Consider the following 26,946-nt stretch of genomic DNA (forward strand, 5'->3'; position numbering starts at 1 on the left):
TTTGCATAACAATCATTGCCGCGCTATTTTGCGATCAACTTAATATTAGGTTCATCCAATAAGGCATCGGGCTTTGTTCCCATAATTCTTAAAGTGCTGCGCATCACATCACTAAAGATCGGCGCTGCCACCAAACCACCATAATAGCCATCTTTTCTCGGCTCATCGATCATTACTGCCACCACATATTGTGGATCGGAGATCGGTGCAACGCCAACAAAGAAGCTACGATGATGGGTACTACTATATTTACCATTAACGATCTTACGAATCGTTCCCGATTTCCCCCCTACTCTAAAGTTAGGAACACGGGCGCGCCAACCACCGGCACCTTTCGCTTTATCAGTTGCGGCTTCTAACATTAAGAGCACTTCTCCTGTCACGCGCGGGCTGAAGACCTCTACCGTTTCAGGATAGTAATCATTCTTCACAATCCGAAGGGGGCGATACTTACCTTCATTGCCAAAGACGGTGTACATCTGCGCTAACTTTAAGGTATTGACACTGATCCCGTAACCATAGGCTTTAGTCGCATACTCAAAGGGATCGACCTGCCAGCGACGAAGCGGACCGAGTCGCCCTGCTTCTTCACCGGTTAAGCGCAATTGGCTCTTTTGACCGATGCCGATCTTGTCATAGATATTGTAGAGAATTGAGGGCTCAAGTGTCTCGGCAATGCGCACAACACCGATGTTACTCGACTTCATCAAGACAGTTGTAACATCCATTGAATCTGAAGAGGAGACATCGCGAATCACATTTTTACCCACGCGATAACCGCCACGCCCTGTCTTTACAATCGAATTGGGGCGCCATTTTCCAGATTCTAAACCTGCGGCAACGACAAAGGGTTTAATGGTCGATCCCGGCTCAAAGATATCGGTAATGACCCGATTTTTCAGAAGTTCTGCTCGGCGTTCATCTAAACGATTAGGATTCCCTGCAGGTTGATTCACCATCGCTAAAATATCCCCTGTTCGCATATCGGCAACAATCACTGCACCAGCAACCGCTTCATGCTTAATCATCCCTGTCTTCAATGCGCGATAAGCAGAGATCTGAATACGGCGATCGATCGTCAAGGTGAGATCTTTACTCTCACGGAAATTATCCATATCGATAATCTCCTCTCGCTCGATCACACGCCCTTTCGCATCTTTTAAGATACGAGTAGTTGTATCATCCCCTTTAAGCCAATCTTGATAGGAGAGCTCTAACCCTTCGATCCCATCATCATCAATATTGGTAAACCCTAAAAGATGGGAGGTGATCTCCGCATCGGGATAGTAACGTTTATACTCCACCTGATCGTAAACGCCGGGGATCTTAAGATCCATTAACGCCTTTGCTTCGTGAGGCGGGAGCTGTCGCTTTAACCAGTAGAAGCGTGATTTTTGACGAGAGAGAATCAACTGCTTAATCTCCTCTTCAGAGCGACCTAAGAAATAGGAGAGTTTAGGAATTTCATGGAGATTTTGACTCAAGATACTGGGGTCAATCCAGATTGATCGTACTTCTGTAGAGAGTGCAATCGGTTCACCATTGCGGTCATAGATTGTGCCACGAACAGCTGGATTCTTCACATGGCGGACAAAACGGTTATCTCCCTGCTCTAAGAGGAAGTCAGTCATATAATATTGAAGGTAGAGGGCTCTCGCTACAACGGCAAACGCTATAAGTGTAAAAATCCCTAAGACGAATATTTTCCGCCAATTACGCTTCTTTAGCGATTTCAATACGCTCTTCATTCGTTCTCTTTTACTCGCTTTTTTTATGCTCTATTTTAAGTTGTATCGATCTAGATCTGATGTCCGATGTCTGATGTCTATGTTTGTTCTATGTTTGTTGAGTGAGGAGTATCTTCCATAGAGTTTACAATATAAGTTATAACAAAAACTCACAATAAAACACATCTTTTGATATCCACAATAGTATATTTACAACAGTAATACCCTATTCACCTATTCACAATGAGATATTTACAATATAAAAAACAGAATAGAAAGACCGGCACACAAAGCGCCGGTAACTTCCTCACTATCATGGTACTTATTGTGCATTAACCCCTTTAGGGTCAAGGCCAACATATTTCACATCGGTATTGGTCTCAATCACATAGACAATGGCGCTCTCATCAGGAACCACCATCTTCAACTGCTCTCTTGTCTCGCTATCGAGAAGCGCTTCTGTAATTAACATGCTCTCTTCTAACTGCAAGCGACCATACTCTTCACGTAGCGCGATATTCTCCCGCTCGATCTTATCGATCTCATTCCACAGTCTATAGCTCTGTTGGATCGTCACTGAACGATAGATGCCCAATGCAACAACCCCAACCATAACTGCAATAATTAACTTATCTACTCTCATAGAACCCTCTCTGCAATCCGCAAGATTGCACTTCTAGAACGCACATTTGCCCGGCACTCTTCATCGCTTGCTTTAATTGGTTTCCCAATCACTTTCAGCGCCGGTTTACCTGTACTAATTAAGACAGGAAGATCTGGATAGAGATCCTTCACTCTCGATTGATCCCGCATAAAGTGTTTTACAATTCGATCCTCAAGGGAGTGGAAGCTGATAACGGCTAACCTTCCTTCATGACCTAATATCTCCACTGATTGGGCTAATGCAGCTTCTAACTGCTCAAGCTCTCCATTAACTGCGATACGGATTGCTTGAAAAACCCGCGTTGCCGGATGAATACGCCCCTCTTTAAAGGGCATTGCATCACTAATAATATTGGCAAGCTGTAATGTTGTAGTAATCGGCTTTTCTGCTCTCTCTCGCTCAATTGCTCGAGCGATTCGATGGGAGAAACGCTCTTCACCATATTTTTTAAAGACTTCGGTCATCTCTTCTACGCTCGTTTGGGCCACCCAAACTTCTGCGCTCAGTTCTGCTTTTTGGTCCATACGCATATCTAATGGCCCCTCTTTCATAAAGCTAAAACCACGTTCGGCTTCATCAAGTTGGGGGGATGAAACGCCAATATCCATTAAGATACCGTCAACCTCTGAGATTCCGATCGATTCTATAAGCGCAGCTATATTCCCCATCTCTCCGCGTAGGAAACGAAAATTCTCATATTGCGAGAAATACTCATCGGCATAAGCTTGTGCTGTTAAATCTCTATCGATGCCGATTAACAACCCTTCACTGCTCAGATGTTTTAAGATCTCACGGGAATGTCCTCCGCGCCCAAAAGTAGCATCTACATAGACTCCATTGGGTTTAATATTGAGTGCAGTGATCGACTCTTCTAAAAGAACCGAAATATGTTTATCCGTTGGGTTGCTCACGATCATCCTTATATCTCTATCATTAGAGCAAATATTACACTTTCTATAAAATATTTTCCACTTTTCGCCACTTTTCTCCACTATTTTGTTTTTTATGTCAATAATTGTGGATCTTGCGCTTATTTCACCGGCATGCCCATAGGTCAATATCGGTAATGACAAGAGAGATAAAAATAATTTAAAGGAGTAATTTAGAGGAGAGAATACCGGCGATTTTAGTGATTAAAGATCACCACTTTCCAGCGCATGATTTGTGGAAGTACGCGATAGTGAGGACCGGCATCTCATCAGCCCTTTTCTATCAACATCTTTCAACCAGTCATTCTTAAGAAAAGCTGTGGAGCGGCTGGAGCCGACCATTTCGTTCTTTTTACAACTGCATGCCCGCCGATTGGCATCTTCAATGCCAAGTGGATTTATCATTTGGAATAATATTGAAGCGATTAGCTTACCGGCATTTTAGAAGTTGCCACTTGCCGGCGCGCGATTTATGGAAGCACGCGATAGTGAGGACCGGCAGCGTTCGGCCTATTTTTTATAAATGATTCTTAAGAGAGGTTGTTGAATGGCGGGAGCCGACCATTTCATTCTTTTTACAACTGCATGCCCGCCTACTGGCATCTTTGATGCCTACTGCCGGCGCGGAATTTGTGGAAGCACACGATAGTGAGGACCGGCAGCGTTCGACCTATTTTTTATAAATGATTCTTAAGAGAGGCTGTTGAATGGCGGGAGCCGACCATTTCATTCTTTTTACAACTGCATGCCCGCCTACTGGCATCTTTGATGCCTACTGCCGGCGCGGAATTTGTGGAAGCACGCGATAGTGAGGGCCGGCAGCGTTCGACCTATTTTTTATAAATGATTCTTAAGAGAGGCTGTTGAATAGCGGGAGCTGACCATTTCGTTCTTTTTGCAACTGCATGCCCGCCGATTGGCATCTTCAATGCCAAGTGGATTTATCATTTGGAATAATATTGAAGCGATTAGCTTACCGGCATTTTAGAAGTTGCCACTTGCCGGCGCGCGATTTATGGAAACTCGAGATAGTGAGGACCGGCAGCGTTCAGTCTATTTTTTATAAATGATTCTTAAGAGAGGTTGTTGAATGGCGGGAGCCGACTATTTCATTCTTTTTACCGGCATATGCCCGCCTATTAGCATCTTTGACGCCGAATCTATCGACGACATTGTAAAGGGGTGATCGGCATCGGGAGATCTCCTCCACGGCACTCCACATTTCCCCGCGTTAATTGGTCGAGGGAGTTAAATGAGAGCTGTAATGTCCTATTCGGAAGATTGATTAACATTGGAGAGAAAGTTACCTCAAGATAATTTCCCGGATAGATAATAATGTCCGCAATATTGGGGGTACGCTCTGCTAAAAAGGCATTTGAGACAGCAAGAGGCGTTGTCATCTGCTCAATCGTCAAACTCAGCGCGACCTCTGATATTAAGGTCTTCGCCTCCTCTAATGCTTGGTCAATACGACGACGCTCCATAATATCACGCGCAATAATCGCCACTAAAGCCAAAACAATTAGCCCTAAAATTAGGGTGATCATCCATTCAGGTTTTACTCTACGCAATAGCAATGTCTTCACAATTAACGGCTCTATTATCAAAAATGATCAACACAATAAAAGAGATAACCGATCAAAAATAATCACTATTCTCGATCGGTTGCCAATATCATTTCTCTCAATCCCTACTCTTAAAAGGCGAGCTATTTCTCACCTATTAGGGAGATTTAAGAAGAATTATATCATACCCCTAACGCAATGCCTCAGAGAAGATATTATTGAGGAAGACACTCTTTCGGAAGATGCTCTTTAACAATATTCTCCCCCTGACAAGCCCACTGAATAGTGCCACCTGTAGTTTGAGCTGTTAAGCGTAATTTTGCCGAGTCACTCCCTTCACTTTTGACCTCATCATTATAAGTAATGATAATCTGATTCCTGGCAAGCGCAATAGATTCCACACTATTACCACGATAACTCTCTGCCGCCCCTAACCCTAACTGCTCATGAGCATCTTTTTGTGGCCAATCACCATTGAGGGCATAGTAGAGCTCAGCCTCTAGTTGAATACCTTTTGCTAAAGTGAGACCTTCTGTAATCTTTGCTCGTTGCAAGTAGTTACTGTAGACCGGAATCGCAATCATACTAATGGTCGCAATTAAAGCTAACACAATTAGAAGCTCCATCAGGGTAAAACCGCCCTCTGCCATCATGCGATCTTCCACCATACAATCTTCTCTCGATCGCCCCTCAATGGTCTGCCTCTCTTCCGGTGAACCCACAATCGCCTCCGCTACAAAAGTCACGCAGGATAAAAACCACTCTCTAAAAAAGTTGATCATCGATCTCATGTAACCTCCTACTATTTTCTAGCGCTTTTTCAATAAGATCGCCCCTAAAAGTAGTACAATAGATCCATTTACGGTGAAGGGTAAGATGTCGGAAGAAAAATCTCCCATTGAGCCGATCAACTGCTGATTCTCAGCTCATAGTAGAGATAGCCAACCGAAAAACCAATAGGTCAAAGCATCGAAGAATATAACTTGTTTAGGAGCGTAGAAGCGATGAAGATTAAAACGATATTGAGGCAGATAAGAGCCGTTATTCCCTCTCAGAGCAATCAACAGAAAAAATTATTCTCCATTGTGGCGGCAACATTAATTATCACTGCTTGTGCAAGTAGTACTCAAGCAGGATTAACAGGTGTTACGCGCTCACAACTACAATTGATTCCGGCCGCAGAACTCAATGCGCAATCGAAACAGGCTTATCAAGGGATGATTCTTGATGCTAAAAAATCTGGCGCAGTCGATCATAATTCCCGCACGGCACAACGCGTTAAGGGTGTTTTTAAACGATTAGTACCCCATACGCAAAACTTCCGCCCCGATAGTGATCAATTTGAGTGGGAGATCAATGTGATTCGTAGCAATGAGCTCAATGCTTTTGCCATGCCGGGTGGAAAGATGGCGGTCTATAGCGGTATTGTTGAGCAACTCAATCTTACCGATGATGAGATTGCCGCAATTGTAGGGCATGAAATGGCTCATGTCTTACGGGAACATAGTCGTGAGAAAGCCTCCCAAGCATTAGTCAAAACTTCGGGGATCTCCATTGTCGCCTCCGTATTAGGTGTCGGAGAGATTGGCAATGAATTGATGCAACAAGCAGGAGATGTCGCCTTCTCTCTCCCCTTCTCCCGAACGATGGAGAGTGAGGCGGATATTTTAGGATTGGAATTGATGGCACTTGCCGGCTATGACCCCAATGCGGCGGTCACCCTCTGGCAGAAGATGTTAAATGCCTCCGGCGGTAGTGGTAGCTCAATCCTCTCTACCCATCCATCAGGACCAGAAAGAATCACAACACTAAAATCGCAGATTCCTAAAGTAGCCCATCTAGTTAACTAAAAGAGAGAGAGAGGGAGGGAGAGAGGTAAAGGGAAGAATAGGCATTGCCGGCGCCTACAGAAACCGGCAATTAGACTAGCCAAAGAAAGAGACAAACCAAGCCTCTAATGCCCAATCGGTTCGTGTCTGCTCCTCTCGCAATCGACTAATCTCAACTAATTGCTCATATTGCGTTAAACGAAATTGGGGCGAAAGACGCGCAAGATAGAGAAAGAGCGGCGCTAATGTAGGAAAACGCTCTCCTGCGGTGGGATCAAAAGAGTTTCGAAGAAGAAAAAAGAGAAAGCCAAAGGTGAGCGCTTCTGTCTCAAGAAGAAGCGTTAATTCTCGGCTTGGGAGTGTTTCACCTAATAGTAATCGCTCGAGGCTCTCTTGCAACGGTTGTAGCTTCTCAATATAGCCCTGTTGTAGATAGTTGAGCGCTAAAAAAGGCGCATCAAAAGTCACCGCTAAGAGCAACCGTAACTGCTCCTCTTTTAAGGAGTAATGCCCTGTAATCTGCTTCTGTAGATAGCTGAGAGAATCCTCCTCTGAGGGGGATTCTACAAAATAGAATTGGCACCGACTTCGAACGGTGATCGGCAACTTCTCCGGCTCGCTACTCTCTAAGAGAAAGAGCAGATCGTGAGGAGGCTCCTCAAGCACCTTTAAAAGACTATTGGCGGCATTCAGATTCATTCGATCCGCCTGCTTAATCACCACTACTTTCCGGCCGGTCTCCGGCGTGAGTTGCGCAAAATGGTGAATTTTACGAATATCATCCACCTTGATTTCACTCTCCCCGGCAATGATATAGAGATCAGGATGAAACGCCGATTGCAGCCAGCGACAACTTTGACACACACCGCAAGCATGCCCATCTTGAGGATTCTGACATAAAATCCGATTAACAAGCGCATCCACCAGATACCGTTTACCAACGCCGGACTTTCCATAGATCAAGAGCGCATGAGGTGGATAAGGGCTTTCGATTCGCTGCATCAGATCGAGATAGCCTGCCTGAAGCCAAGGAATCTCTTTAAAGCGTATCAAGTCCATCATCTCTTTTTGTTCATCTTTCATCATCTCCTCCTCGTGCTTGATAAGCGGGGAGACTCTCAATCTTTTTCAAGATCGCATCGGTAACCTGATCGATCGGCGCCATCGCATCAATAATGCAAAACTGCGTAGGTCTTGCTTGAGAGAGTGCCTTAAATCCGGCAGATACCTTCTCAAAAAAGTGGATATTTTCCGCCTCAAAGCGATCCTTCTTGCCACGAGATTGAACGCGCTTCATCCCTTCTACAACAGGAAGATTGAACCAAAAGGTACAATCAGGGCGAAGATCCCCTTGTACAAGTGCTTCTAAGGCCTTAATATCACTCAATGGTAGCCCTCGCGCATAACCTTGATATGCATAACTCGATTCAGTAAAACGATCACAGAGAACCCATTTTCCTGCCTTAATCGCCGGCAAAATCACCTTTGCAATATGCTCCGCTCGCGCTGCAAACATTAAGAGCAACTCTGTCATCTGTGACATCTCTTTTGTGAGAAGTAGTTCTCTGACCGACTCACCTAGAGGTGTACCTCCTGGCTCTCGTGTTGTAACAACATCGATTCCCTGCGCCTCTAAAAATGCTTTTACATATGCAATCTGCGTACTTTTTCCGGCACCTTCAGTTCCTTCAAATGTAATAAAAGAACCCCGAACGGGGCTCTTATTCTGAAGGGAGTCTTGTATAGATGATTTCACTTCCGGTCTCTCTGCTACTTTCTCTTGCTTGATCACTACTATTTCCCTCTCATTCGATCGCGATACTGCTTGACCGCACGATTATGCTGATCTAATGTCTCTGAAAAGAGATGCTCTCCAGAACCATCTCCCTTTGCAACAAAGTAGAGCGTCTTTCCAGGCTTTGGATTGGCCGCGGCATAAATCGCCTCTCGACTCGGCATTGCAATAGGGGTAGGAGGCAGACCATCGCGTGTATAGGTATTGTAGGGTGTATCCCGCTGTAGATCACTCTTATAGATCACGCCCCGATATTGATCCCCTAAACCATAGATAACGGTCGGGTCAGTCTGTAGACGCATCCCCTTCTGCAGTCGACGCACAAAAACACCGGCAATCTCTGGCCTTTCACTGGCAACTCCCGTCTCCTTCTCCACAATAGAAGCTAGCGTTAAGAGCTCCCTCTTATTTTTAATAGGGAGATTCGGCTGACGCGTCGCCCAAGCCTTATCAACCACCTCATTCATCGCCGCGTAACTACGCTTTAAGAGTTCAGCATCACTATAATTTTTAGGAAATAGATAGGTATCGGGGAGAAAATAGCCTTCATAAGGTTTTCCCTCTAAACCGATCGCTGCCATCACCTCTTCATTACTTAAACCCTTTAAGGTCTGATTGAGATGGGGGGATTTCTCCAAAGCTTGCCGTAGCTGAGAGAAGTTCCACCCCTCAATAATGGTAAAGTTATATTGTAAGACACGACCACTGGTAATAATTGAGAGAAGTTCAAGAGGATACATCTCCGGTAAGAGCGCATATTCTCCGACCTTCAACTTACTCGCATCGCCGGTAAATCGGGCATACCATTTAAAGTAGAGAGCATTGCGAATAATATTTTTACTACGCAATATCCCAACAACATCATCAATCGTCATCCCCGGCTTAATCTCAAGAACGATCCCATCTTCCGGCAAATTCACAGGAGTCTGCAAAAAGTCCTCTAGATCTTTAGAGACAACAAAGAAGCCGCCTAGCAGAATAATTAAGAAGATAATAACGCTTACTTTCGATAGAAGATAACGAAAAAAGGTCTGAATAACTCTACCCAATAATCTCAAAAGAAAACCTCTTCACTTAATCTATTTTTTTAAAGATCAGGCTACCATTTGTCCCGCCAAAGCCAAATGAGTTAGAGAGAACCACCTTCAACTCTGCCGGCTCTGCCTTATTGGCAATGATACGATACTCTGCCACTTCTGGCTCGGGATTATCTAGATTGATCGTAGGAGGAATGATTTGATCTCTCATTGCAAGAATGGAGAAGATCGCCTCGATCCCACCGGCGGCACCTAAAAGATGACCTGTCATCGATTTAGTTGAACTGATCGCAACATCTTTTGCCGCATCACCAAAACTGTTTTTGATCGCTTTGAGCTCCATCAGATCGCCGACAGGGGTTGAGGTTCCATGAGCATTGATATAATCGATCTCAGATGGATCAATTCCAGCATCTTTAATCGCTGCATTCATACAGAGTGATGCACCTTCACCATCGGGAGAGGGGCTTGTAATATGGTATGCGTCTGAACTCATTCCAAAACCGATCAACTCACAGTAGATATGTGCGCCTCGGGCTTTAGCATGCTCATACTCTTCTAAAACGATCACACCGGCACCATCCCCTAATAGAAAACCATCACGATCCACATCCCATGGGCGAGATGCTTTTTCCGGGGCATCATTACGACGGGAGAGTGCTCTAGCTGCAGCAAATCCTGCAACTCCTAATGGCGTTGTTGCCATCTCCGCACCACCTGCTAACATCACATCCGCATCCCCATGCTCGATTAAACGCGCCGCAAGACCGATCGAATGTGTTGCAGAAGCACAAGCGGTAACTGCCGCGATATTAGGTCCTTTCAATCCTGTCAAGATCGAGATCTGTCCTGATACCATATTCACGATCGACCCAGGTACAAAAAAAGGGCTCACCTTATTGGGCCCACGATCGATTAATGTTGAGTGATTCTCTTCAATTCCTGGCAATCCACCGATACCTGATCCAATTAAAGCACCAACACGCTCTGCATTCTCTTCTGTAATTTCAAGTCCAGAATCTGCTAAAGCATCTAAGCCAGCAGCAATACCATACTGAATAAAGAGATTAAGTCTTCGCGCATCTCTAGGAGAGATATATTTCGATATATCGAAATCTTTTACAGGGGCAGAAAATGTTACAGGGGAATTACTCACATCAAAATGGGTAATCGGTGCCGCTCCACTCTTCCCTGCTAAAATATTTTTCCAAGACTCTTCATAACTATTTCCTACAGGCGTTACTGCTCCTAGCCCTGTAACAACCACTCGTCGTTTCATTTAAAGCCCCCTTGTCTGTCAGCTTTATCTATATCCATCAAGTAAATCGGTATTATCTGTCAATAATCTACAGTTGAAAGTTTTACAATTAAAATTTCTACAATTAAAAATTCTACACTGAAAAACTATCGATAAAAAAAAGCGACTGTATAGAGCTTAATATAAGTCCTAAACAGTCGCTTCTATTTACATATGCATTTGAGCAGAGGCTTGTTTCCTAACATCTACCCAAAATCACATTCTGTAAATCAACTACTATAGGTTAGCATTTACGTAGTCGATAGCCTGCTGAACTGTAGTAATTTTTTCTGCTTCTTCGTCTGGAATATCGCAGTCAAACTCTTCTTCAAGAGCCATTACTAACTCAACAGTATCAAGAGAATCTGCACCTAAATCGTCTACGAAAGATGCTGAATTCACAACTTGCTCTTCTTTAGCATCAAGTTGTTCCATAATTACTTTTTTGACTCGTGCTTCGATGTCGCTCATAACTTTAAATCCTTAAATTATTATAACAAAATGGCTCGTGCCAATTCTGTACTAAAAAAACGACTGTTGAATTAACAGTTCACCAAAATTAATACAATGGCAATTATAACTAATAAAAAATCATTAGTCCATCAACATACCACCATTAACATTGATGGTTTCGCCTGTAATATAGGCAGCAAGATCGGAAGCTAAAAAGGTGACCGCCGCTGCAATCTCTTCAGGTTCCCCAAGTCTACCAGCGGGAATATTGGCTAAAAGAGACTCTTTAACAGACTCTGGTAAATCTTTAGTCATATCGGTATCGATAAAGCCCGGCGCTACGCAGTTGACGGTAATTCCGCGTGATCCTACCTCTTTTGCCATCGATTTTGTAAAGCCGATAACGCCAGCTTTTGCTGCAGCGTAGTTTGTTTGACCGGCATTACCCGTAATACCAACCACAGAGCTAATGTTAATAATTCGACCATATCTCGCCTTCATCATCGGACGAAGAAGCGCTTTAGAGAGGGTATAAACACTCGTTAGATTGGTTAAAATAACATCATTCCACTCATCATCTTTCATACGCATTAAGAGCTGATCTCTGGTAATGCCGGCATTATTCACCAAAATTGCAGGAGATCCCTTCTTTTCAGTAATTGCTTTTAAAACTGACTCAATGCTCTCTTGATCTGTAACATTGAGTACTAATCCTTCACCTGAATCTCCTAAATAGGTGGAGATTGTCTCTGCACCCTTCTCTGATGTTGCTGTACCAAAGACATAAGCACCTTCACGGGCAAGACTTTCGGCAATCGCCTTTCCAATACCACGCGTAGCGCCGGTGACTAATGCAATCTTTCCATCTAAACTCATAAATACCTCATTAAAATAAAGGAATTAACGACTCAATCACGGCTATTTGCGCAATTGAACATAAAATTGGATCTAAATCAAGGATCTATCTAATACTCGCTTTAACATTAAAGCATCCAACGCAGCGCTAGAGTAAAATCCCTTCCATTTTAGATCTAAACTTAAACCTATAAAGTAAACCTATAAAGTAAACCTATAAAGGTGAAGTTACAAAGATGAAGCTAGAGTTGTGAAAGCTAAGCCCCACAAATTTCCACCTTCAAGGTAATATCTGTATCCACTTGACGAGGAGGCTCCCAAGGTGTTGATTGCGCAACTAATCGAATACTCAATTGATGACGGTTCCCACTAAATTCTGGAAAGAAATCATAACCATCGGTATTGAGGCGCAGTAGCCCTGCCTTCCACTTCACCGATCGATAGTAGAAGCCATGCTTAAAGACACACTCCTCTTCAATCATCTTGCTACGAAGATGCTTTAAGACAAAACGGACGGCATGCATCACATTGTCGATTACAGACATCCATTGATAAAAGTGTTGTTTCCGTAGCTCGAAGGGCATATTGAGCCAATTGTGCAATACAGGAAGATCGAATGCACAGATCCCACCAACAATGACAAATCGTTGGCGCAATGTATTGAGGAAGACATTCTCCTTAACATCATCATAAGCACGAAATGATTGCCGGCTTAAGATATTCTTGAGCTCTACAGCTTCAAGCTGATCATCTCCCTCGAGCTTATTCATAGAGATCATCTGATCGAGCTGTTTGATCAACTCAATTTTCGTATCATTTTTAGAGACCAGCGTGACGAGATCTAACAATGCGCGAACGGCAGCGATAGTGCTATATTCTGAATCATGCTCAATATAGACCACTGCCTGCTCTGCTAACATCTCAATTCTTAAAAAGCGTCTGATACCTTCTGTTAATGGAAACTCGTAAATCATTCTGATCCTTATCTGTTATTACACTATCTCGCTCTGGAATATGATGACCTATATTGGGCATCAACGTAACATCTTTATCACCCACTCCATCGCTACTGTTCTTACTATCGCTCTTACTATCGCTCTTACTATCGCTCTTACTATTGTGTCTCGCTATTGTGTCTCGCTATTGTGTCTCGCTATTGCTATCGCCCTCTTTGGGCCTGCTCAACCTTCATCGCTTCTCATCAGCTCTCTTCAACAGACGTTATATAGTGTTGATGGAGCTTATCTAATTGTCGTCTTACAAAGTGATTATTCTCATTGATGATAATATGATTCCCAAGCTTTCGTCGATCTAAGCGAGAGATTTGTGCATTAATAATCTTCTCTGCTAAATCTCTATCAATATTATCACGAGCCATTAAACGCTGTAACTGTAATTGATAAGGTACTTCAACAACTAATACCTCATCACAGATTTGTAGATAGGGAGAGTTTTGATCGATCACCGGTACAACAACCACAATGTAGGGAGCGTGATCTGATTGAGCTATTCTCTCATCAACGGCACTTCTAATACGCCCATGCAAAATTCGCTCTAATCGCTGCTTCGCCTCTTTATCATTAAAGATTAACTCCCGCATCTTAGCTCGATCTAACTCCCCCGCCTCAGTAAAGAGCGCTTCACCAAAAGTTTCTCTAATCTCGGCAAGAGCTGCTCTTCCCGCGGCATTATCACTCTGCGTCATCTGCCGAGAGATCTGATCGGTATCGATAATCATCGCCCCTTTTGCCGCAAGATAATCGGAGACAAAGGTTTTACCACTTGCAATTCCCCCGGTCAAAAGAAGACGTCTTGCTCTTTTACTTACACTCTCATTCGCTTCTCGGCGACTCTCTTGCCCGCGCTCTAGCACTCTATCTCTCCTCTCTCTCATCTCCACGCTCCTACTCGCCAAAGGCTCCTAGCGATCCTCGCTTCTTTTCCCTCAATTACCGAAAATTTGTAGGTTAAAGTAGAGAATTATACCCGAAAAACCCAATGCCGGCGCAAACGGTATCATTTTTCCTTCCACTTTCTCCTGCGCTACTTGCTTAAGCTCTTCTGATAACTCTCCACTCACTCTTCTTAAAAGTGAGTATCTCAACCTAATAGAGAGGGCCGATCCCAATCCTAAAAGGGCGCTTAATAGGAGTAATATAGGTAAGCTTTGCACCCCAAGCCACGCGAGAAGTGCCGCAAAGAGTTTGATATCTCCCCGCCCCATAATCTCTCTTCTCACAAAAAGCATCCCACTCCAGTAACAGACCTCAAAGAGAAGATATCCGCCCATAACACCTAAAAGAGATGATTCTAGATCGATCGCACCTAAGTGAAAAAGAGCGAGGCAGATTCCACCCCAAAGAAGCGGATAGAGGAGCGGATCGGGAATGAGATAGTAACGCAGATCGAAGAGTATCAATGGCACTAAAAGAAGAAGAAAGAGATGATCCTGCCACTGAAGTTGATAATCAAAGAGAAGATATAGACTCATTGAAAGGAGGAGTTGCAGAGATAGTAAGAGTAAGAAAAAGCCAACAAGATGACTCCATACTCTTCGCTTTCCCCATTGTGAACGTAGTAATAGAGAGAGTGCCGAGATCAATCCTCGCTGAAAAAGTATCAAGCGTCGATTTTTTAAACTCTCAGCAATAAAATATTGATTAAATTGAGGAAGATAGATCCCTTTACGAATCCACCAGAGCCAAGAGTAGAGAAGCAGAATCCCTAACGCAACCAATGCCGACAAGAGTAACTCTTTTACCATCATCTTCTACCATTTTAACTTTAGAGCGCAGCACCAATATTGAAAAGAGGCAGATAAAGCGCTATCAACATAACTCCCACAAGCGCCCCTATTAATAGCAAAGAGAGGGGATCGATCAGCGCAATCAATCCTTCGATACGCCCTTTAAGTCGCGCGCTATGATAATCAGCAATCCGCCCCATAATAATCTCTAACTCCCCACTCACCTCGCCAATCGAAATCATGGTTAATGCAACATCACTCATCAACCCACTCTTTATAGCGCTTTGATGGAGAGAGTTTCCGGCGCTTAGATCCACAATCATCGCTTCTAACCTCTCTTTTTGGTAAAGATTCTCCACACTATTTGCAAAAAGCTTCATCGCATTGACTAACGTGACACCACTTTGCAACATCAAATGGAGTACAACTGCACAACGAACAATCAGCCCTTCCTGTAGAATTGAGCCTAAGAAGGGGATCTCTAAAACCATTCGATCAAAAGCGTATCGAAAGCGTCCTTGGGCACGATAAAGACGAATCATTCCCCAGAAAAGAATTAAGAGCGATGTGATCCCATAGAGCAATTGGGAAGAGAAGAGAAAGTGGGAGAAATCGATCACCTTTTGTGTCAATAGAGGGAGCGGCTCACCACTTGCGCGATAGATCGACTCAAATGTGGGAACAATTGCCGTCAGAATAAAGAGAAGGACTCCTAAAGCGACAATAAAAACTGTTAGAGGATAGCGTAATGCTTTACGAATCATCTCGCCTCTCTCCCTCTCAGTCCGCTCTAACGATTCAAGATAATGAAAAACAGCCGGCAACTGCCCTGACTGCTCACCAACACGGATTAGAGCAAGATAGAGATGTGAGAAGCTCTTGGGAGCTTTTGCCAAAACGGTAGAGAGTGCTCGCCCTGCCATCACGCTCTTTTCCAGCTCTTGAAATAGAAACTGCAACCGTCGGCGCTGGCTATAGTTTGCCAGTAGTTGCAATGCTTTCGTTAAAGAGATCCCAGCTTCTAGGAGCAGTGCCATCTGTTCTGTAAAGAAATGTCGCTCCTGCCAACGCAGCTCCAATCGTTCTAAAGTTTGCATACCTCACTCCCTATCATCCCAAGCAAGCATCGTTAAGCTTAGTGAAGTGGAGAAATTTTCGGGAAGCGATAAGGAGAGACACTGATAAATAACAGACAAGAAAAAAGCTCTAGTATCTCTACTAGAGCTTCTCTTTGTATGGTACCGACGCCCAGATTTGAACTGGGACGCAGTTACGCACTACCACCTCAAGGTAGCGTGTCTACCAATTCCACCACGCCGGCATTACTCAATCAACTTTTTTAACTGCTTGCTGAATTGAGGAAAACAATATTACAACTCTTCCAACAATAAAACAAGCAGGTGAGAAAAAATAGCGCAAAATATTTTAAATTGCCAGGATTTACCACTGCATATCTCTCAATCATGCGCCGGCAGATAGCAATCTTTAATCACTAAAATTACCATAAAGCTGTTGTAATAAAACAGGCTGAACGTTGCCGGTCCTCACTATCGCGTACTTCCGGAAATCACGCGCCGGCAAGTGGCAACTTCTAATATACCGGTAAACTAATCACTTCAATATTATTCCAAATGATAAATCCACATGGCATTGAAGATGCCAAACCGCGGGCATGCACCAGTAAAAAGAACGCAATGGTCGGCTCCCGCTGCTCAACAACTTCTCTTAAGCATAATTAATAATTAAGTAAAAAAGGTTGAATGAAAGATTGAATGAAAAAAACTGAACGCTGCCGGATCTTACTCTTGCATGCTTCCACAAATCACGCGCCGGCAGATAGCAATTTTTAATCCCTAAAATTGCTATAAAATTGTTGCAATAAAACAGGCTGAACGTTGCCGGTCCTCACTATCGCGTACTTCCGGAAATTGCGCGCCGGCAAGTGGCAACTTCTAAAATGCCGGTAAACTAATCGCTTCAATATTATTCCAAATGATAAATCCACTTGGCATTGAAGATGCCAATCGGCGGGCATGCAGAGGTAAAAAGAACGCAATGGTCATCTCCCGCTGCTCAACAACTTCTCTTAAGCATAATTAATAATTAATTAAAAAAGATTGAATGAAAAAAACTGAACGTTGCCGGATCTTACTCCTGCATGCTTCCACCAATCACGCGCCGGCAGATAGCAATTTTTAATCCCTAAAATTACCATAAAGCTGTTGCAATAAAACAGGCTGAACGTTGCCGGTCCTTGCTATCACGTACTTCCAGAAATTGTTCGCCGGCAAGTGGCAACTTCTAAAATGCCGGTAAACTAATCGCTTCAATATTATTCCAAATGATAAATCCACATGCATTGAAGATGCCAAACCGCGGGCATGCACCAGTAAAAAGAACGCAATGGTCATCTCCCGCTGCTCCAGAACCCTTCTTACCTTTTGAAATTAACCTTTTTAAAAACCGAAAATAAAAAATCCTAGATAGAATAATCTATCTAGGATCTTATGTTGGTACCGACGCCCAGATTTGAACTGGGACGCTGTTAGGCACTACCACCTCAAGGTAGCGTGTCTACCAATTCCACCACGCCGGCATAACTTTTAAAATCTGCTGCAGAGTTACTTCGTTACAGGCTCACTACCACCAATAACAGGAACTTCCTGAATCGGGAGTGAATCGATCACACTACTGCTAGCGCTAATCTTACCTGAATTAAACATCATTACAAGACTTGTAATGAAAAAAAGCGCAACCATCCATTTTGTAAGACGTGCGAGAAAGTTCGCTTTACCCGCTGCGCCAAATACTGTACCGGATGCACCCTGTCCGAAAGAAGCACCTATATTCGCGCCCTTACCTTGCTGTACAAGTACTAATGCAATAATAATAAGACATACTACAACATGAAGAACATAAATTAGATTTTCAAGCATCTTTCTTCTCTACCTTATCCTAAATTAGGCTAAAACAATCTTTGCAAACTCTTTAGCTTTTAACGATGCGCCTCCAACGAGAGCCCCATCAATATTCTCTTGTGCGAAGAGCGATTCTACATTTGATGCATTCACGCTACCGCCATAAACAACCCTTACGAGGTTCGATATTTTATCATCGTAACTTTTTAAAGTACAGAGAATAAAATTATGAACACTCTCCGCCTCTTCCGGCGTCGCTGTTTTACCTGTACCAATTGCCCAAACAGGCTCATATGCAATAATGGCCTCTTTAAAAGCATCAATACCAATAGCATCGATAACAGAGGTTAACTGCTGCTTAATCACCGCTTCTGTTCTGCCCGACTCACGCTCTTCTAACGTTTCACCTACACAGATAACAGGAATCAGACCTGCATCAACAACTGCTTTCATCTTCTTGGCAACATCTGCATCTGTCTCGCCATAGAGCGTTCTGCGCTCAGAGTGACCAATTAAGACATAACGGCAACCAAAATCTTCCACCATCGCAAGCGAAATCTCTCCAGTAAAAGCGCCTTTCGCTTCTGCCGAAACATTCTGAACACCTACTTTAATATTGCTGCCTTCAGTAATAGAAGCGACCTGCTGAATATAGATCGCAGGGGGGAATACCACCACTTCCGCATCAGCATCTTTTACAAGCTCCATCAGCTCATTGAGAAGCTCACGATTCTCCGCAAGTGATCCATTCATCTTCCAGTTACCGGCAACAAACTGCTTTTTACGATCCATCTAATTCTCCTTCAAGACTCGATAACAATAAAAATTTTCTAAATATTTTAATCATCTGGCGCCATTAATTGCTATAATCGTACCTTATTTTCTAGGAGCCTGCCTACTTTATAAAAGATTAATTCTGATTCATTCTTTCAGATTCATTCTTTACTCTCTTTATTGAAGATTTGATAGGTGGGTTAATAAAATTAACCGAATTCACATTGAGTATTAATTATGATCCCAAAACGTTTGAAGGCTTTTTTTTCCAGAGATCTCTCCATCGATCTTGGTACGGCAAACACTCTGATTTATATGCGCGGTCAAGGGATCGTGTTAAATGAACCTTCTGTTGTAGCCATTGAGCGCGATCTTAAAACGGGTCGTCCGCGTCTCTCAGCGGTCGGTCAAGAGGCAAAATTAATGCTTGGTAGAACACCTGATACGATCGAAACAACACGGCCCCTTAAAGATGGGGTTATTGCCGATCTTCCTAAAACTGAGATTATGCTGGAGAATTTTATCAATCAAGTTCTCAAGCGCAATATTCTTTTAGGTCGCCCTAATCCTCGCGTAATCGTCTGTGTTCCATCCGGTGCAACCCACGTTGAGCGCCGTGCCATTAAGGAAGCAGCTGAAAGTGCCGGAGCGCTTGAAGCACGCCTCATTCCTGAACCGATGGCAGCAGCCTTAGGTGCCGGCATTCCCGTGCATGAAGCAACTGGATCGATGGTTCTCGATATTGGTGGAGGAACCTCTGAAGTTGCTGTCATCTCCCTAACCGGTATTGTTTATGCTAACTCAGTTCGTATCGGTGGAGATACGTTTGATGAGGCCATTATCAACTATGTTCGCCGCAACTATGGGATGTTAATAGGTGAACCGACAGCAGAACGAATCAAAAAAGATATTGGAACGGCATTCCCCACTGCTGAGGTTCTTGAAACACAAGTACGTGGACGTAATTTAAGTGAGGGCTTACCTCGAACCTTCTCACTCACCTCAAATGAGATCTTAGAAGCCTTAATGGAACCGCTACAAGGAATTGTAAGTGCCGTACAATTAGCACTTGAATCAACACCGCCTGAACTTGCAGCTGATATCTCTGAAAGAGGCATCGTCATTACCGGTGGCGGCGCACTACTTCGTAATATTGATCAATTGATCTCTGAAGAGACAGGCTTAGATGCTCTGATCGCTGATGATCCTTTAACCTGTGTTGTTCGTGGTGGCGGAAAAGCCCTCGAACTTCAAGGGGTCTACGGCTACAATGCCTTTGGCTTAGAGTAGAATTTAATAAGCGATAAAACCCCTATCTTGAATCACTTCTCGGTAGGGGTTTCTCTATCATCCCGCCTTCATCGGCACCTCATCTTTTACCATTTTTTTGCAAAGTAGACGGGCTAATATTTTATGGATAAGCAAGATAAAGGGCAGGAACAATTTGAGTTCCAAAGCTTTGGCCTTAAAGGAAAGACGATTCTTTTCTGCTTGCTCTCGATCGCGCTGATGTTTCTCGATCATCGAACGAGCTATCTTCGCCTCCCTAAATATTATTTAGAAGAGATTATTCATCCGCTCTCACTTATTGCAGAAGCCCCCTATCGCGGTATTGAACGACTCAAACAGTGGTATACCGAAAAAGAGGAGCTTCTACAAAGAATCGCAACATTAGAAGAGAAAGAGCTCTATCTTGCTTACGAAACACAGCAGATGGCGGCATTAACTGCCGAAAATAGACGTCTTCGCCTACTGCTACAATCCTCCTCAAAGCTTGATCACTCCACCATTATTGCGCAACTGATCAATATTAACTCCGATCCCTATCGCCATATTGTGCTTCTCAATCGTGGTGCGAATCAAGGTGTAGAGGAGAATCTTCCCGTCTTAAATAATCTTGGAATTGTTGGGCAGACGGTCTCTGTCTCCCCCTCCTCGAGCAAAGTGATTCTCATTACCGATCCTCACCACTCGCTTCCGGTTGAGGTCAATCGTAATGGCATTCGAGGAATTGCTAATGGAAATGGAAAGCTCAATGAGATTGAGATCTCCAATATCGCTTTTGATGATGATGTGAAAGTGGGCGATCTTCTAGTGACATCAGGGTTAGATGAACGCTTTCCGCAAGGCTACCCTGTTGCGGTGATTAAGACAATTACCGTCGACTCGACAGGATACTTTGCTAAAATTATAGCAACCCCCACTGCAAAATTAGATCGGATTCGTGAGGTCTTAATCTTAACGCCGGGAGAGTATGATGACCTTCCTTAAACGATTGATTATCATTTTAATCACTTTTGGTATCTCTATCGTATTAGATACCATCTCAATGCCCAATTTTTTTGAGGCGATTCGCCCTAACTGGACCACAATGACGATGCTCTTTTGGGCCGTCAAGCTCCGAAAACACTTTGGTGTTGGTTCGGCATGGCTAATGGGATTGCTACTCGATATCTCTAAATCCTTTGTCTGGGGATTGCATGGTTTTACCTTTGCGCTCCTCTGTTATATTGTGAAGCGCTACTACCCTCGAATAAAGTCCTTTACATTACCGGAGCAGACGATTCTTATCCCCTTTCTCTTTGCTGCCCAATCACTCATTACAATCTGGGTGAATGGTATTTTAGGCAACTCAACCCCTAGTTTTACCCATTGGGTCATGCCCATTGTCGTCTCAAGTCTCTTCTGGCCTATTCTTAATATTCTTCTCAATGAGATCTGTGAAGTTTTTGGCATTAACGATAAGTAAAAACAGAATATTCTATAGAATATCTGAGAAAAATATCTGAGAAAAATACCTGAGAAAAAGGATCTAAGAAAAAATATTTAAGAAAACGATAAGAGAGGGACGATAGAATCAATGGTCATAGAATCAATAGTCAATACCCCAACAAAAAGCTAAAACCATCGAATGGATAGATGAATCGATAGACCTATGAATGTAACGAGCAATAAGAAGAAAACAAATAGTAACTCTCTCTTTTTAGGGCGAGCGATCTTATGCGCTATCCTGGTTCTCTGTGGCTTTCTCTTTCTTATCGGCCGCCTCTTTCACCTTCAGGTGATCGAACATGAGCTCTATACCACTCGCTCCAATGACAATCGCATTAAACTTCTCCCACTCCCCCCCACTCGAGGGCAGATCTTCGATCGTAATGGGGAGGTTTTAGCGACCAATGTGCCGATCTACAATCTCGAGATTGTCCGGCAAGATCTCACTCTCCCCCTCGATCAGATACTCGAAGAGATCAATGCGCTTGTACCGCTCACAGAAGAGGAGATCAAACAGTTTGAGCGTGGTCTTCGCCGCGCTAACCGGCAAGAGAGTGTTGTTCTAAAGAAGGGGCTTACTGAAGAGGAATCTGCCCTTATTGCCATCAATCTCCATAAGCTTAATGGTGTCAATCTTCAAGCTGATCTAGTTCGTATCTATCCTTATAAGAATCGTGCTGTCCATGCTATCGGCTATGTGGGAAGAGTCGATACTCGCGATCTCAAAGAGATTGAGGAGCAAGGCTTGCAACATGAATATAGTGGCATCACTCATATCGGCAAAAGAGGCGCCGAGAAGAGTTTTGAACATATTTTACGAGGCTCCATGGGTTTTGAGACGGTGGAGGCAAGTTCTTCAGGCCGAACGGTCCGCAAAATCGATGAAGTCCCTCCTGTGCCGGGGAAAAATATCTACTTAACTCTCGACCTACGCCTGCAGATTCTGGCAGAAGAGGCGCTAGAAGACTATGATGGCGCTATCGTTGCGCTTGATCCTCAAAGTGGGGATGTCCTCGCCTTTGTCTCAAAGCCAACCTATGACCCCAATCTCTTTGTCGATGGAATCACCCATAAAGATTTTAATGAGTTAAATAATGATCCCTCGACCCCTTTCCTTAACCGTGTGATGCAAGGGCTCTATCCTCCCGGCTCGGTTATTAAACCGCAGATCGGTCTTGCCGGCCTTGAGAATGATTTTATTACAGAGAATACCATCATCAACTGTAAAGGATATTTCTCTGTTCCCGGCAATAATCATAAATTTAGAGATATGGGCTACTATGGTCCCTCCGATCTACGAAAATCGATCGAGCGCTCCTGCGATGTCTTCTTCTATGAGTTAGCCTACAATATGGGCGTGACCATTATGACTGATTTTCTAAAACCATTTGCACTTGGAACCCCCACCAACATCGATCTCTTAGGAGAATCGAAAGGGGTTGCACCAACGCCGGAGTATAAACGTCAACGTTTTAAACAACCTTGGTACACCGGAGATACCATCACTGCCGGCATCGGTCAAAGTTATTGGCTGACAACGCCGCTACAGATCGCACAAGCTACCGCGATTGTCGGAATGCGAGGTGAGGCTTTCGAACCCCATATTTTAGGGGCAACAGCGATGCCTCCCTCTAATCAGAAAGAGTTTGTGATCCCCAATCCTATCAAACCGATTGTCCTTAAAGATGAGAAGTATTGGGATGTGGCAATCGATGGAATGGTCGCTGTTGTTCATGGCGCTAAAGGAACAGCAAGAGCAACAAAATCGGATCGTTATAAAACTGCCGGGAAAACTGGAACTGCACAAGTGAAGACAATAGCCCAAGGCGCAAAGTATGATGCCAATAAACTCGATCGCCGTCATCGAGATCACGCTTGGTATGTCGCTTTTGCGCCGGTAGAGTCCCCTAAAATCGCTATTTCAGTGATTGTTGAAAATGGTGGCTCGGGCTCTCGCGTTGCCGCGCCGATTGCTAAAAAGCTTCTAGATGCTTGGCTTCTCGACTTTGATACACCTTATGCCAAAGAGACTCTCGCTCGCGTTAAAGCGGAAGAGGGGGCATTTGCCCATGAAGAGGAGATGGCGCTTCCTCTCTTAGAACTTGAGTCGATGCCCTATCTCGAAGAGATTCCTACAGAGAAGCAAGAGGAGAATTCATCCCCTAATCAACAGATGCCCGACCTTAAATCATTGATGAATATTCGCTTAGGTTCAAAAACTCCCAAGAACAATCTTCTCTTAGAACGAAGTGAACCTTATCAGAAGGAGGATGAGCTATGAGACATGAAGAGCTCTACCATACCATCGAGGTGAAGCCAAAAGGATTACTCGCCTTCTTCCATCTCGATACTGTTTTAACCTTTCTTATCTCTATGTTGGCGCTCTTTAGTATCGCGGTTCTCTGGAGTGCATCAAACCACAATACAGCCTATATCACCTCCCAAGCGCTCAAAATCGCAGCTGGCTTTGTGATTATGGTATTTATCGCCTTTCTTCCCCCAGAAAGATTGAAACAACTGACCCCTGTCATCTATATTGTTGCGCTTCTCCTCCTACTTGCCGTGATCTTCATCGGAATTGAGGCCAATGGCGCCTATCGTTGGATCGACCTTAAGCTCTTTCGCTTCCAACCCTCCGAGATTGCCAAGTTAGCTGTTCCCATGATGGTGGCCTACTATCTCCATAAGAGTAAAATTCCACCTAGCTTTTTCAATGTCGTCGGCTCACTCCTTCTCATTGCGCTACCAGTCTCTCTAATCTTCCTTCAGCCCGATCTTGGAACGGCCATTATCGTGCTCTTCTCCGGCATTATTGTTCTCTTTTTAGGCGGATTACAGTGGCGCTATATCTTAATCGCTTTTGGATTAATTGCGATCGCACTCCCCTCTCTCTGGTTTTTTGGTATGAAAGAGTATCAGAAAGATCGAGTAGAGACATTTCTCAATCCAGAGCTTGATCCGCTCGGCAAAGGATATCAGATTATTCAATCGAAGATCGCTATTGGCTCTGGTGGCATCTATGGAAAAGGTTGGGAGAATAGTACTCAGGTCTCACTTCAGTTTCTTCCTGAAGCGACAACAGATTTTATCTATGCCATTATTGGTGAAGAATTTGGGCTAATCGGTTCTGTTCTTCTCTTAATCTGTTATCTTATGATCATTTGGCGCGGACTCTATATCTCCTATCATGCTCGAGATAGTTTCTATCAATTAGTGGGGGGAGCGGTCTGCCTCGTGTTCTTTTTCTATGTCTTTGTTAATACCGGCATGGTCAGTGGTGTACTCCCTGTTGTAGGTGTCCCACTGCCCTTTATTAGTTATGGAGGGACCTCAATTATGACTCTCTTTATCTCCTTTGGTATATTAATGAACATCTATTCACATCCCGCATCTATTACAAAGAGGATTCAATAAATGAGATTACGACTTTTAACAGTAACATTGATCAGCGCAATGACGCTCTCTGCCTGCGCATCTAATAGTGTGAAAGAGAGTAATTTATCGCAATCTCAAGCGAGCGAACCAGCCCATATCCAAAGATCGATGCAACAATCTGCACCCAAAACAGCGACAGTGGCAAATAACGGCACGCTTCCTGAAAAGAGTAACTTAGCAAATCGTGCTGATGTGCAAGAATTTATCAACAAAGTGAGCCGGGAACAGAATCTCGACCCACGCTGGATGAGTGAAATCCTCGATCATACCAATATTCAACCAAAAATTATTGCAGCGATGAATCGACCGGCAGAAGGGGTGATGAATTGGGGCAAATATCGTCCGATCTTCCTCACTGAAAAGAGAATCAATGATGGTATTAAATTCTATAATCAATATAAAGATGCCTTCTTACGCGCAGAAGAGATCTATGGGGTCGATCGCTTTGTGATTGCCGCTATTATCGGTGTTGAGACCGGCTATGGACAAAATAAGGGATCGTGGAAAGTTGTCGATGCGCTCTCGACACTTGCTTTTGAGTACCCAAGACGCGCGAGCTACTTCTCTGGAGAATTAGCAAACTTCTTTAAGATCCTTAATGAAAATGGTGGCGATCCCTTCAGCTATCGCGGCTCTTATGCCGGCGCTATGGGATATCCACAATTTATGCCATCGAGCTACCTTGCTTATGCTGTCGATTTTGATGGTGATGGCAAACGTGACTTATGGAACAATCCTGTTGATGCTATCGGTTCTGTTGGAAATTATCTAATGAAGAGCGGTTGGGTAAGAGGTGGCAAGATCGCAGAAGAAGTTCAGGTCAGTAAGCAGAATCTTGCCTATCAGCAGTTGAAACAGAGTGGCCGTTTAACGCCCCCTAAAGAGAGCATCCAGACATTACGTAATGCCGGCGTGATTATTCCTAATGGCGCGCCTAATGCTAAAGTAACCCTCTTTGAATTTGAAGTCAGTGCAGATCCTAAAGTAGATGAGTGGTGGATCGGTTACCAGAACTTCTATGCTATTACCCGCTACAACCACTCTAAACTCTACGCGCTTGCTGTCTATCAAGTCGCTGAAGCAATTAGAAGAGGGGTTCGTTAATGCAATTAGGGAACTTAGGCACTTATCGAAAGATTGTTTTGAGCTCGCTGCTACTTTTAGTGGTTGCGAGCTGCTCCTCAACAGGTCATAAACGATATCGAACCACTGTTAAAGGGGCGACTCCTCAGGAACACCCTTTGAGTAAATCGGGCAATCCTGCAAGTTATGTCGTCTTCGGAAAGACCTATCGTGTACTTCCCACCTCCAAAGGTTATAAAGAGAAGGGAATGGCCTCTTGGTATGGCGATAAGTTCCATGGGAAACCTACTTCAAGTGGTGAACCCTATGATATGCATGCCTTTACAGCAGCTCATAAAACGCTCCCAATCCCCACTTATGTTATTGTTACCAATACCGAGACCAATAAATCGATCACGGTATTAGTCAATGATCGTGGCCCTTTTGTTAAAGGACGCATTATCGATCTCTCTTATGCTGCCGCAAAAGAGCTTGATGTGGTGAAAAATGGTACAGCGCCAGTTCTTGTTGAAGCCATTGGACCTCACCAATATCTTGACCCTTCTAAAAAACCGAAAAAGAATCCAGTTGCAATGGTTGAAGTCGGAGGAGCCGAAGCCGGAAGAGGTGGTACGCCACAGACGGCAAAATTGGAAGAGAGCGCAATCTCCTATAAAGGAGAGCCGATTGAAGTTGTCTGGCAGGAGCCGGCAGGGTCAATATCCGCGTCACCAATAGATCCGTCATCAATGGATCAATACCCAACGCCACAATTTATAGAGAGTAGCTATCAGCACCAAGATTATGCACTCACCCATTCGCACGCTCCGCAAAATACCCAAAATAGTGCTACATTTACCCCTCAAGCGCCAAGCTACCATATTCAACTAGGCTCTTTTGGCAGTGAGCAAAATGCCATCAATTTCCAGCAAAGTATGGCAAATAGGCTACAGCAACCAACAGAAGTAAAGTATGATAAAGGGCTCTATCGAGTCTATATTGGAAACTATCGTAGTCGAGAAGAGGCAGGAAATGTTGCCTTCTCTCTCCCTGTATCCACAACTGTTATCCACTTTTAAAAATGAAAA

General features: G+C 43.9%; 25 protein-coding genes and 2 tRNA genes. 8 read left to right on the forward strand and 19 right to left on the reverse strand.

Annotation, left to right across the window (positions count from 1 at the left end; all coding sequences use genetic code 11):
- Nucleotides 1–23 precede the first annotated feature (23 nt).
- The 5 genes from DC082_RS06820 to DC082_RS06840 all read right to left on the reverse strand — a co-directional run bounded on the left by DC082_RS06820 (nt 24) and on the right by DC082_RS06840 (nt 5,676).
- Complete coding sequence (locus DC082_RS06820; RefSeq protein ID WP_109236338.1) at nt 24–1,748, reverse strand: peptidoglycan D,D-transpeptidase FtsI family protein; 1,725 nt, start codon at nt 1,746–1,748, stop codon at nt 24–26.
- A gap of 301 nt (nt 1,749–2,049) precedes the next feature.
- The gene (ftsL, locus tag DC082_RS06825; protein WP_094567832.1) at nt 2,050–2,370 is read right to left on the reverse strand and encodes a cell division protein FtsL; all 321 of its coding nucleotides are present in this window, start codon (nt 2,368–2,370) and stop codon (nt 2,050–2,052) included.
- A complete protein-coding gene (gene rsmH, locus DC082_RS06830) occupies nt 2,367–3,308 on the reverse strand; it encodes a 16S rRNA (cytosine(1402)-N(4))-methyltransferase RsmH (protein WP_109236339.1) in 942 nt (313 codons plus the stop codon). The genes ftsL and rsmH overlap by 4 nt, the downstream gene beginning before the upstream one ends.
- A gap of 1,172 nt (nt 3,309–4,480) precedes the next feature.
- Complete coding sequence (locus tag DC082_RS06835) at nt 4,481–4,906, reverse strand: hypothetical protein (RefSeq protein WP_133243695.1); 426 nt, start codon at nt 4,904–4,906, stop codon at nt 4,481–4,483.
- A 194-nt stretch (nt 4,907–5,100) separates the two neighbouring features.
- Nucleotides 5,101–5,676, reverse strand: a complete 576-nt coding sequence (locus DC082_RS06840; protein ID WP_109236341.1) for a pilin — start codon at nt 5,674–5,676, stop codon at nt 5,101–5,103.
- A 213-nt stretch (nt 5,677–5,889) separates the two neighbouring features.
- Here DC082_RS06840 and DC082_RS06845 point away from each other — a divergent pair, with 213 nt between their 5' ends.
- Nucleotides 5,890–6,735: a M48 family metallopeptidase gene (locus DC082_RS06845; protein WP_109236342.1), complete on the forward strand. Its 846-nt coding sequence runs from the start codon at nt 5,890–5,892 to the stop codon at nt 6,733–6,735.
- Between the two features lie 75 nt (nt 6,736–6,810).
- Here DC082_RS06845 and DC082_RS06850 read toward each other — a convergent pair whose 3' ends face one another.
- The 14 genes from DC082_RS06850 to tpiA form a co-directional block, all read right to left on the reverse strand.
- Nucleotides 6,811–7,800: a DNA polymerase III subunit gene (locus tag DC082_RS06850; protein WP_109236343.1), complete on the reverse strand. Its 990-nt coding sequence runs from the start codon at nt 7,798–7,800 to the stop codon at nt 6,811–6,813.
- Nucleotides 7,787–8,458: a dTMP kinase gene (gene tmk, locus DC082_RS06855; RefSeq protein WP_109236448.1), complete on the reverse strand. Its 672-nt coding sequence runs from the start codon at nt 8,456–8,458 to the stop codon at nt 7,787–7,789. The genes DC082_RS06850 and tmk overlap by 14 nt, the downstream gene beginning before the upstream one ends.
- Nucleotides 8,459–8,508: 50 nt before the next feature.
- The gene (mltG, locus tag DC082_RS06860) at nt 8,509–9,567 is read right to left on the reverse strand and encodes an endolytic transglycosylase MltG (protein WP_109236344.1); all 1,059 of its coding nucleotides are present in this window, start codon (nt 9,565–9,567) and stop codon (nt 8,509–8,511) included.
- Nucleotides 9,568–9,583: 16 nt separating this feature from the next.
- Nucleotides 9,584–10,825, reverse strand: coding sequence for a beta-ketoacyl-ACP synthase II (gene fabF, locus DC082_RS06865; RefSeq protein WP_094567845.1), 1,242 nt, complete (start codon nt 10,823–10,825; stop codon nt 9,584–9,586).
- Between the two features lie 255 nt (nt 10,826–11,080).
- A complete protein-coding gene (gene acpP / locus DC082_RS06870; RefSeq protein ID WP_094567847.1) occupies nt 11,081–11,314 on the reverse strand; it encodes an acyl carrier protein in 234 nt (77 codons plus the stop codon).
- A gap of 123 nt (nt 11,315–11,437) precedes the next feature.
- Complete coding sequence (gene fabG, locus DC082_RS06875; RefSeq protein WP_109236345.1) at nt 11,438–12,172, reverse strand: 3-oxoacyl-ACP reductase FabG; 735 nt, start codon at nt 12,170–12,172, stop codon at nt 11,438–11,440.
- Between the two features lie 236 nt (nt 12,173–12,408).
- Nucleotides 12,409–13,125 (reverse strand): cell division protein ZapD, encoded by a 717-nt coding sequence (zapD, locus tag DC082_RS06880; RefSeq protein ID WP_094567850.1) that lies wholly within the window; start codon nt 13,123–13,125, stop codon nt 12,409–12,411.
- 227 nt (nt 13,126–13,352) lie between these two features.
- Nucleotides 13,353–14,045, reverse strand: coding sequence for a dephospho-CoA kinase (gene coaE, locus DC082_RS06885; RefSeq protein ID WP_109236346.1), 693 nt, complete (start codon nt 14,043–14,045; stop codon nt 13,353–13,355).
- A 51-nt stretch (nt 14,046–14,096) separates the two neighbouring features.
- A complete protein-coding gene (locus DC082_RS06890; protein WP_157957418.1) occupies nt 14,097–14,897 on the reverse strand; it encodes a prepilin peptidase in 801 nt (266 codons plus the stop codon).
- A gap of 38 nt (nt 14,898–14,935) precedes the next feature.
- A complete protein-coding gene (locus tag DC082_RS06895) occupies nt 14,936–15,994 on the reverse strand; it encodes a type II secretion system F family protein (RefSeq protein WP_109236348.1) in 1,059 nt (352 codons plus the stop codon).
- A 139-nt stretch (nt 15,995–16,133) separates the two neighbouring features.
- Nucleotides 16,134–16,218 (reverse strand) — tRNA-Leu (locus DC082_RS06900).
- A 1,190-nt stretch (nt 16,219–17,408) separates the two neighbouring features.
- Nucleotides 17,409–17,493, reverse strand: a tRNA-Leu gene (locus DC082_RS06905).
- A gap of 25 nt (nt 17,494–17,518) precedes the next feature.
- Nucleotides 17,519–17,833, reverse strand: coding sequence for a preprotein translocase subunit SecG (secG, locus tag DC082_RS06910; protein WP_094567856.1), 315 nt, complete (start codon nt 17,831–17,833; stop codon nt 17,519–17,521).
- A gap of 24 nt (nt 17,834–17,857) precedes the next feature.
- A complete protein-coding gene (gene tpiA / locus DC082_RS06915) occupies nt 17,858–18,607 on the reverse strand; it encodes a triose-phosphate isomerase (RefSeq protein WP_109236349.1) in 750 nt (249 codons plus the stop codon).
- 219 nt (nt 18,608–18,826) lie between these two features.
- Between tpiA and DC082_RS06920 the strand changes: the two genes are divergently transcribed.
- From DC082_RS06920 to DC082_RS06950, 7 genes are all read left to right on the forward strand, one after another.
- Nucleotides 18,827–19,879 carry a rod shape-determining protein gene (locus DC082_RS06920; protein ID WP_094567858.1) on the forward strand — a complete coding sequence of 351 codons (1,053 nt, stop codon included), beginning with the start codon at nt 18,827–18,829 and terminating at the stop codon, nt 19,877–19,879.
- 123 nt (nt 19,880–20,002) lie between these two features.
- Nucleotides 20,003–20,860 (forward strand): rod shape-determining protein MreC, encoded by an 858-nt coding sequence (gene mreC / locus DC082_RS06925; RefSeq protein ID WP_094567859.1) that lies wholly within the window; start codon nt 20,003–20,005, stop codon nt 20,858–20,860.
- Nucleotides 20,844–21,338, forward strand: coding sequence for a rod shape-determining protein MreD (mreD, locus tag DC082_RS06930; protein ID WP_109236350.1), 495 nt, complete (start codon nt 20,844–20,846; stop codon nt 21,336–21,338). The genes mreC and mreD overlap by 17 nt, the downstream gene beginning before the upstream one ends.
- A gap of 186 nt (nt 21,339–21,524) precedes the next feature.
- Nucleotides 21,525–23,642: a penicillin-binding protein 2 gene (mrdA, locus tag DC082_RS06935; RefSeq protein WP_109236351.1), complete on the forward strand. Its 2,118-nt coding sequence runs from the start codon at nt 21,525–21,527 to the stop codon at nt 23,640–23,642.
- A complete protein-coding gene (gene rodA / locus DC082_RS06940; RefSeq protein ID WP_109236352.1) occupies nt 23,639–24,775 on the forward strand; it encodes a rod shape-determining protein RodA in 1,137 nt (378 codons plus the stop codon). The genes mrdA and rodA overlap by 4 nt, the downstream gene beginning before the upstream one ends.
- Nucleotides 24,776–25,900: a lytic murein transglycosylase B gene (gene mltB / locus DC082_RS06945; RefSeq protein WP_229821641.1), complete on the forward strand. Its 1,125-nt coding sequence runs from the start codon at nt 24,776–24,778 to the stop codon at nt 25,898–25,900.
- Entirely contained in the window at nt 25,900–26,937 is a 1,038-nt protein-coding gene (locus DC082_RS06950; protein WP_109236353.1) for a septal ring lytic transglycosylase RlpA family protein, read from the forward strand. Before mltB ends, DC082_RS06950 begins: the two co-directional genes overlap by 1 nt.
- Nucleotides 26,938–26,946: the final 9 nt, after the last annotated feature.

It is taken from the genome of Ignatzschineria indica (assembly GCF_003121925.1).
Lineage (GTDB): Bacteria > Pseudomonadota > Gammaproteobacteria > Cardiobacteriales > Wohlfahrtiimonadaceae > Ignatzschineria > Ignatzschineria indica.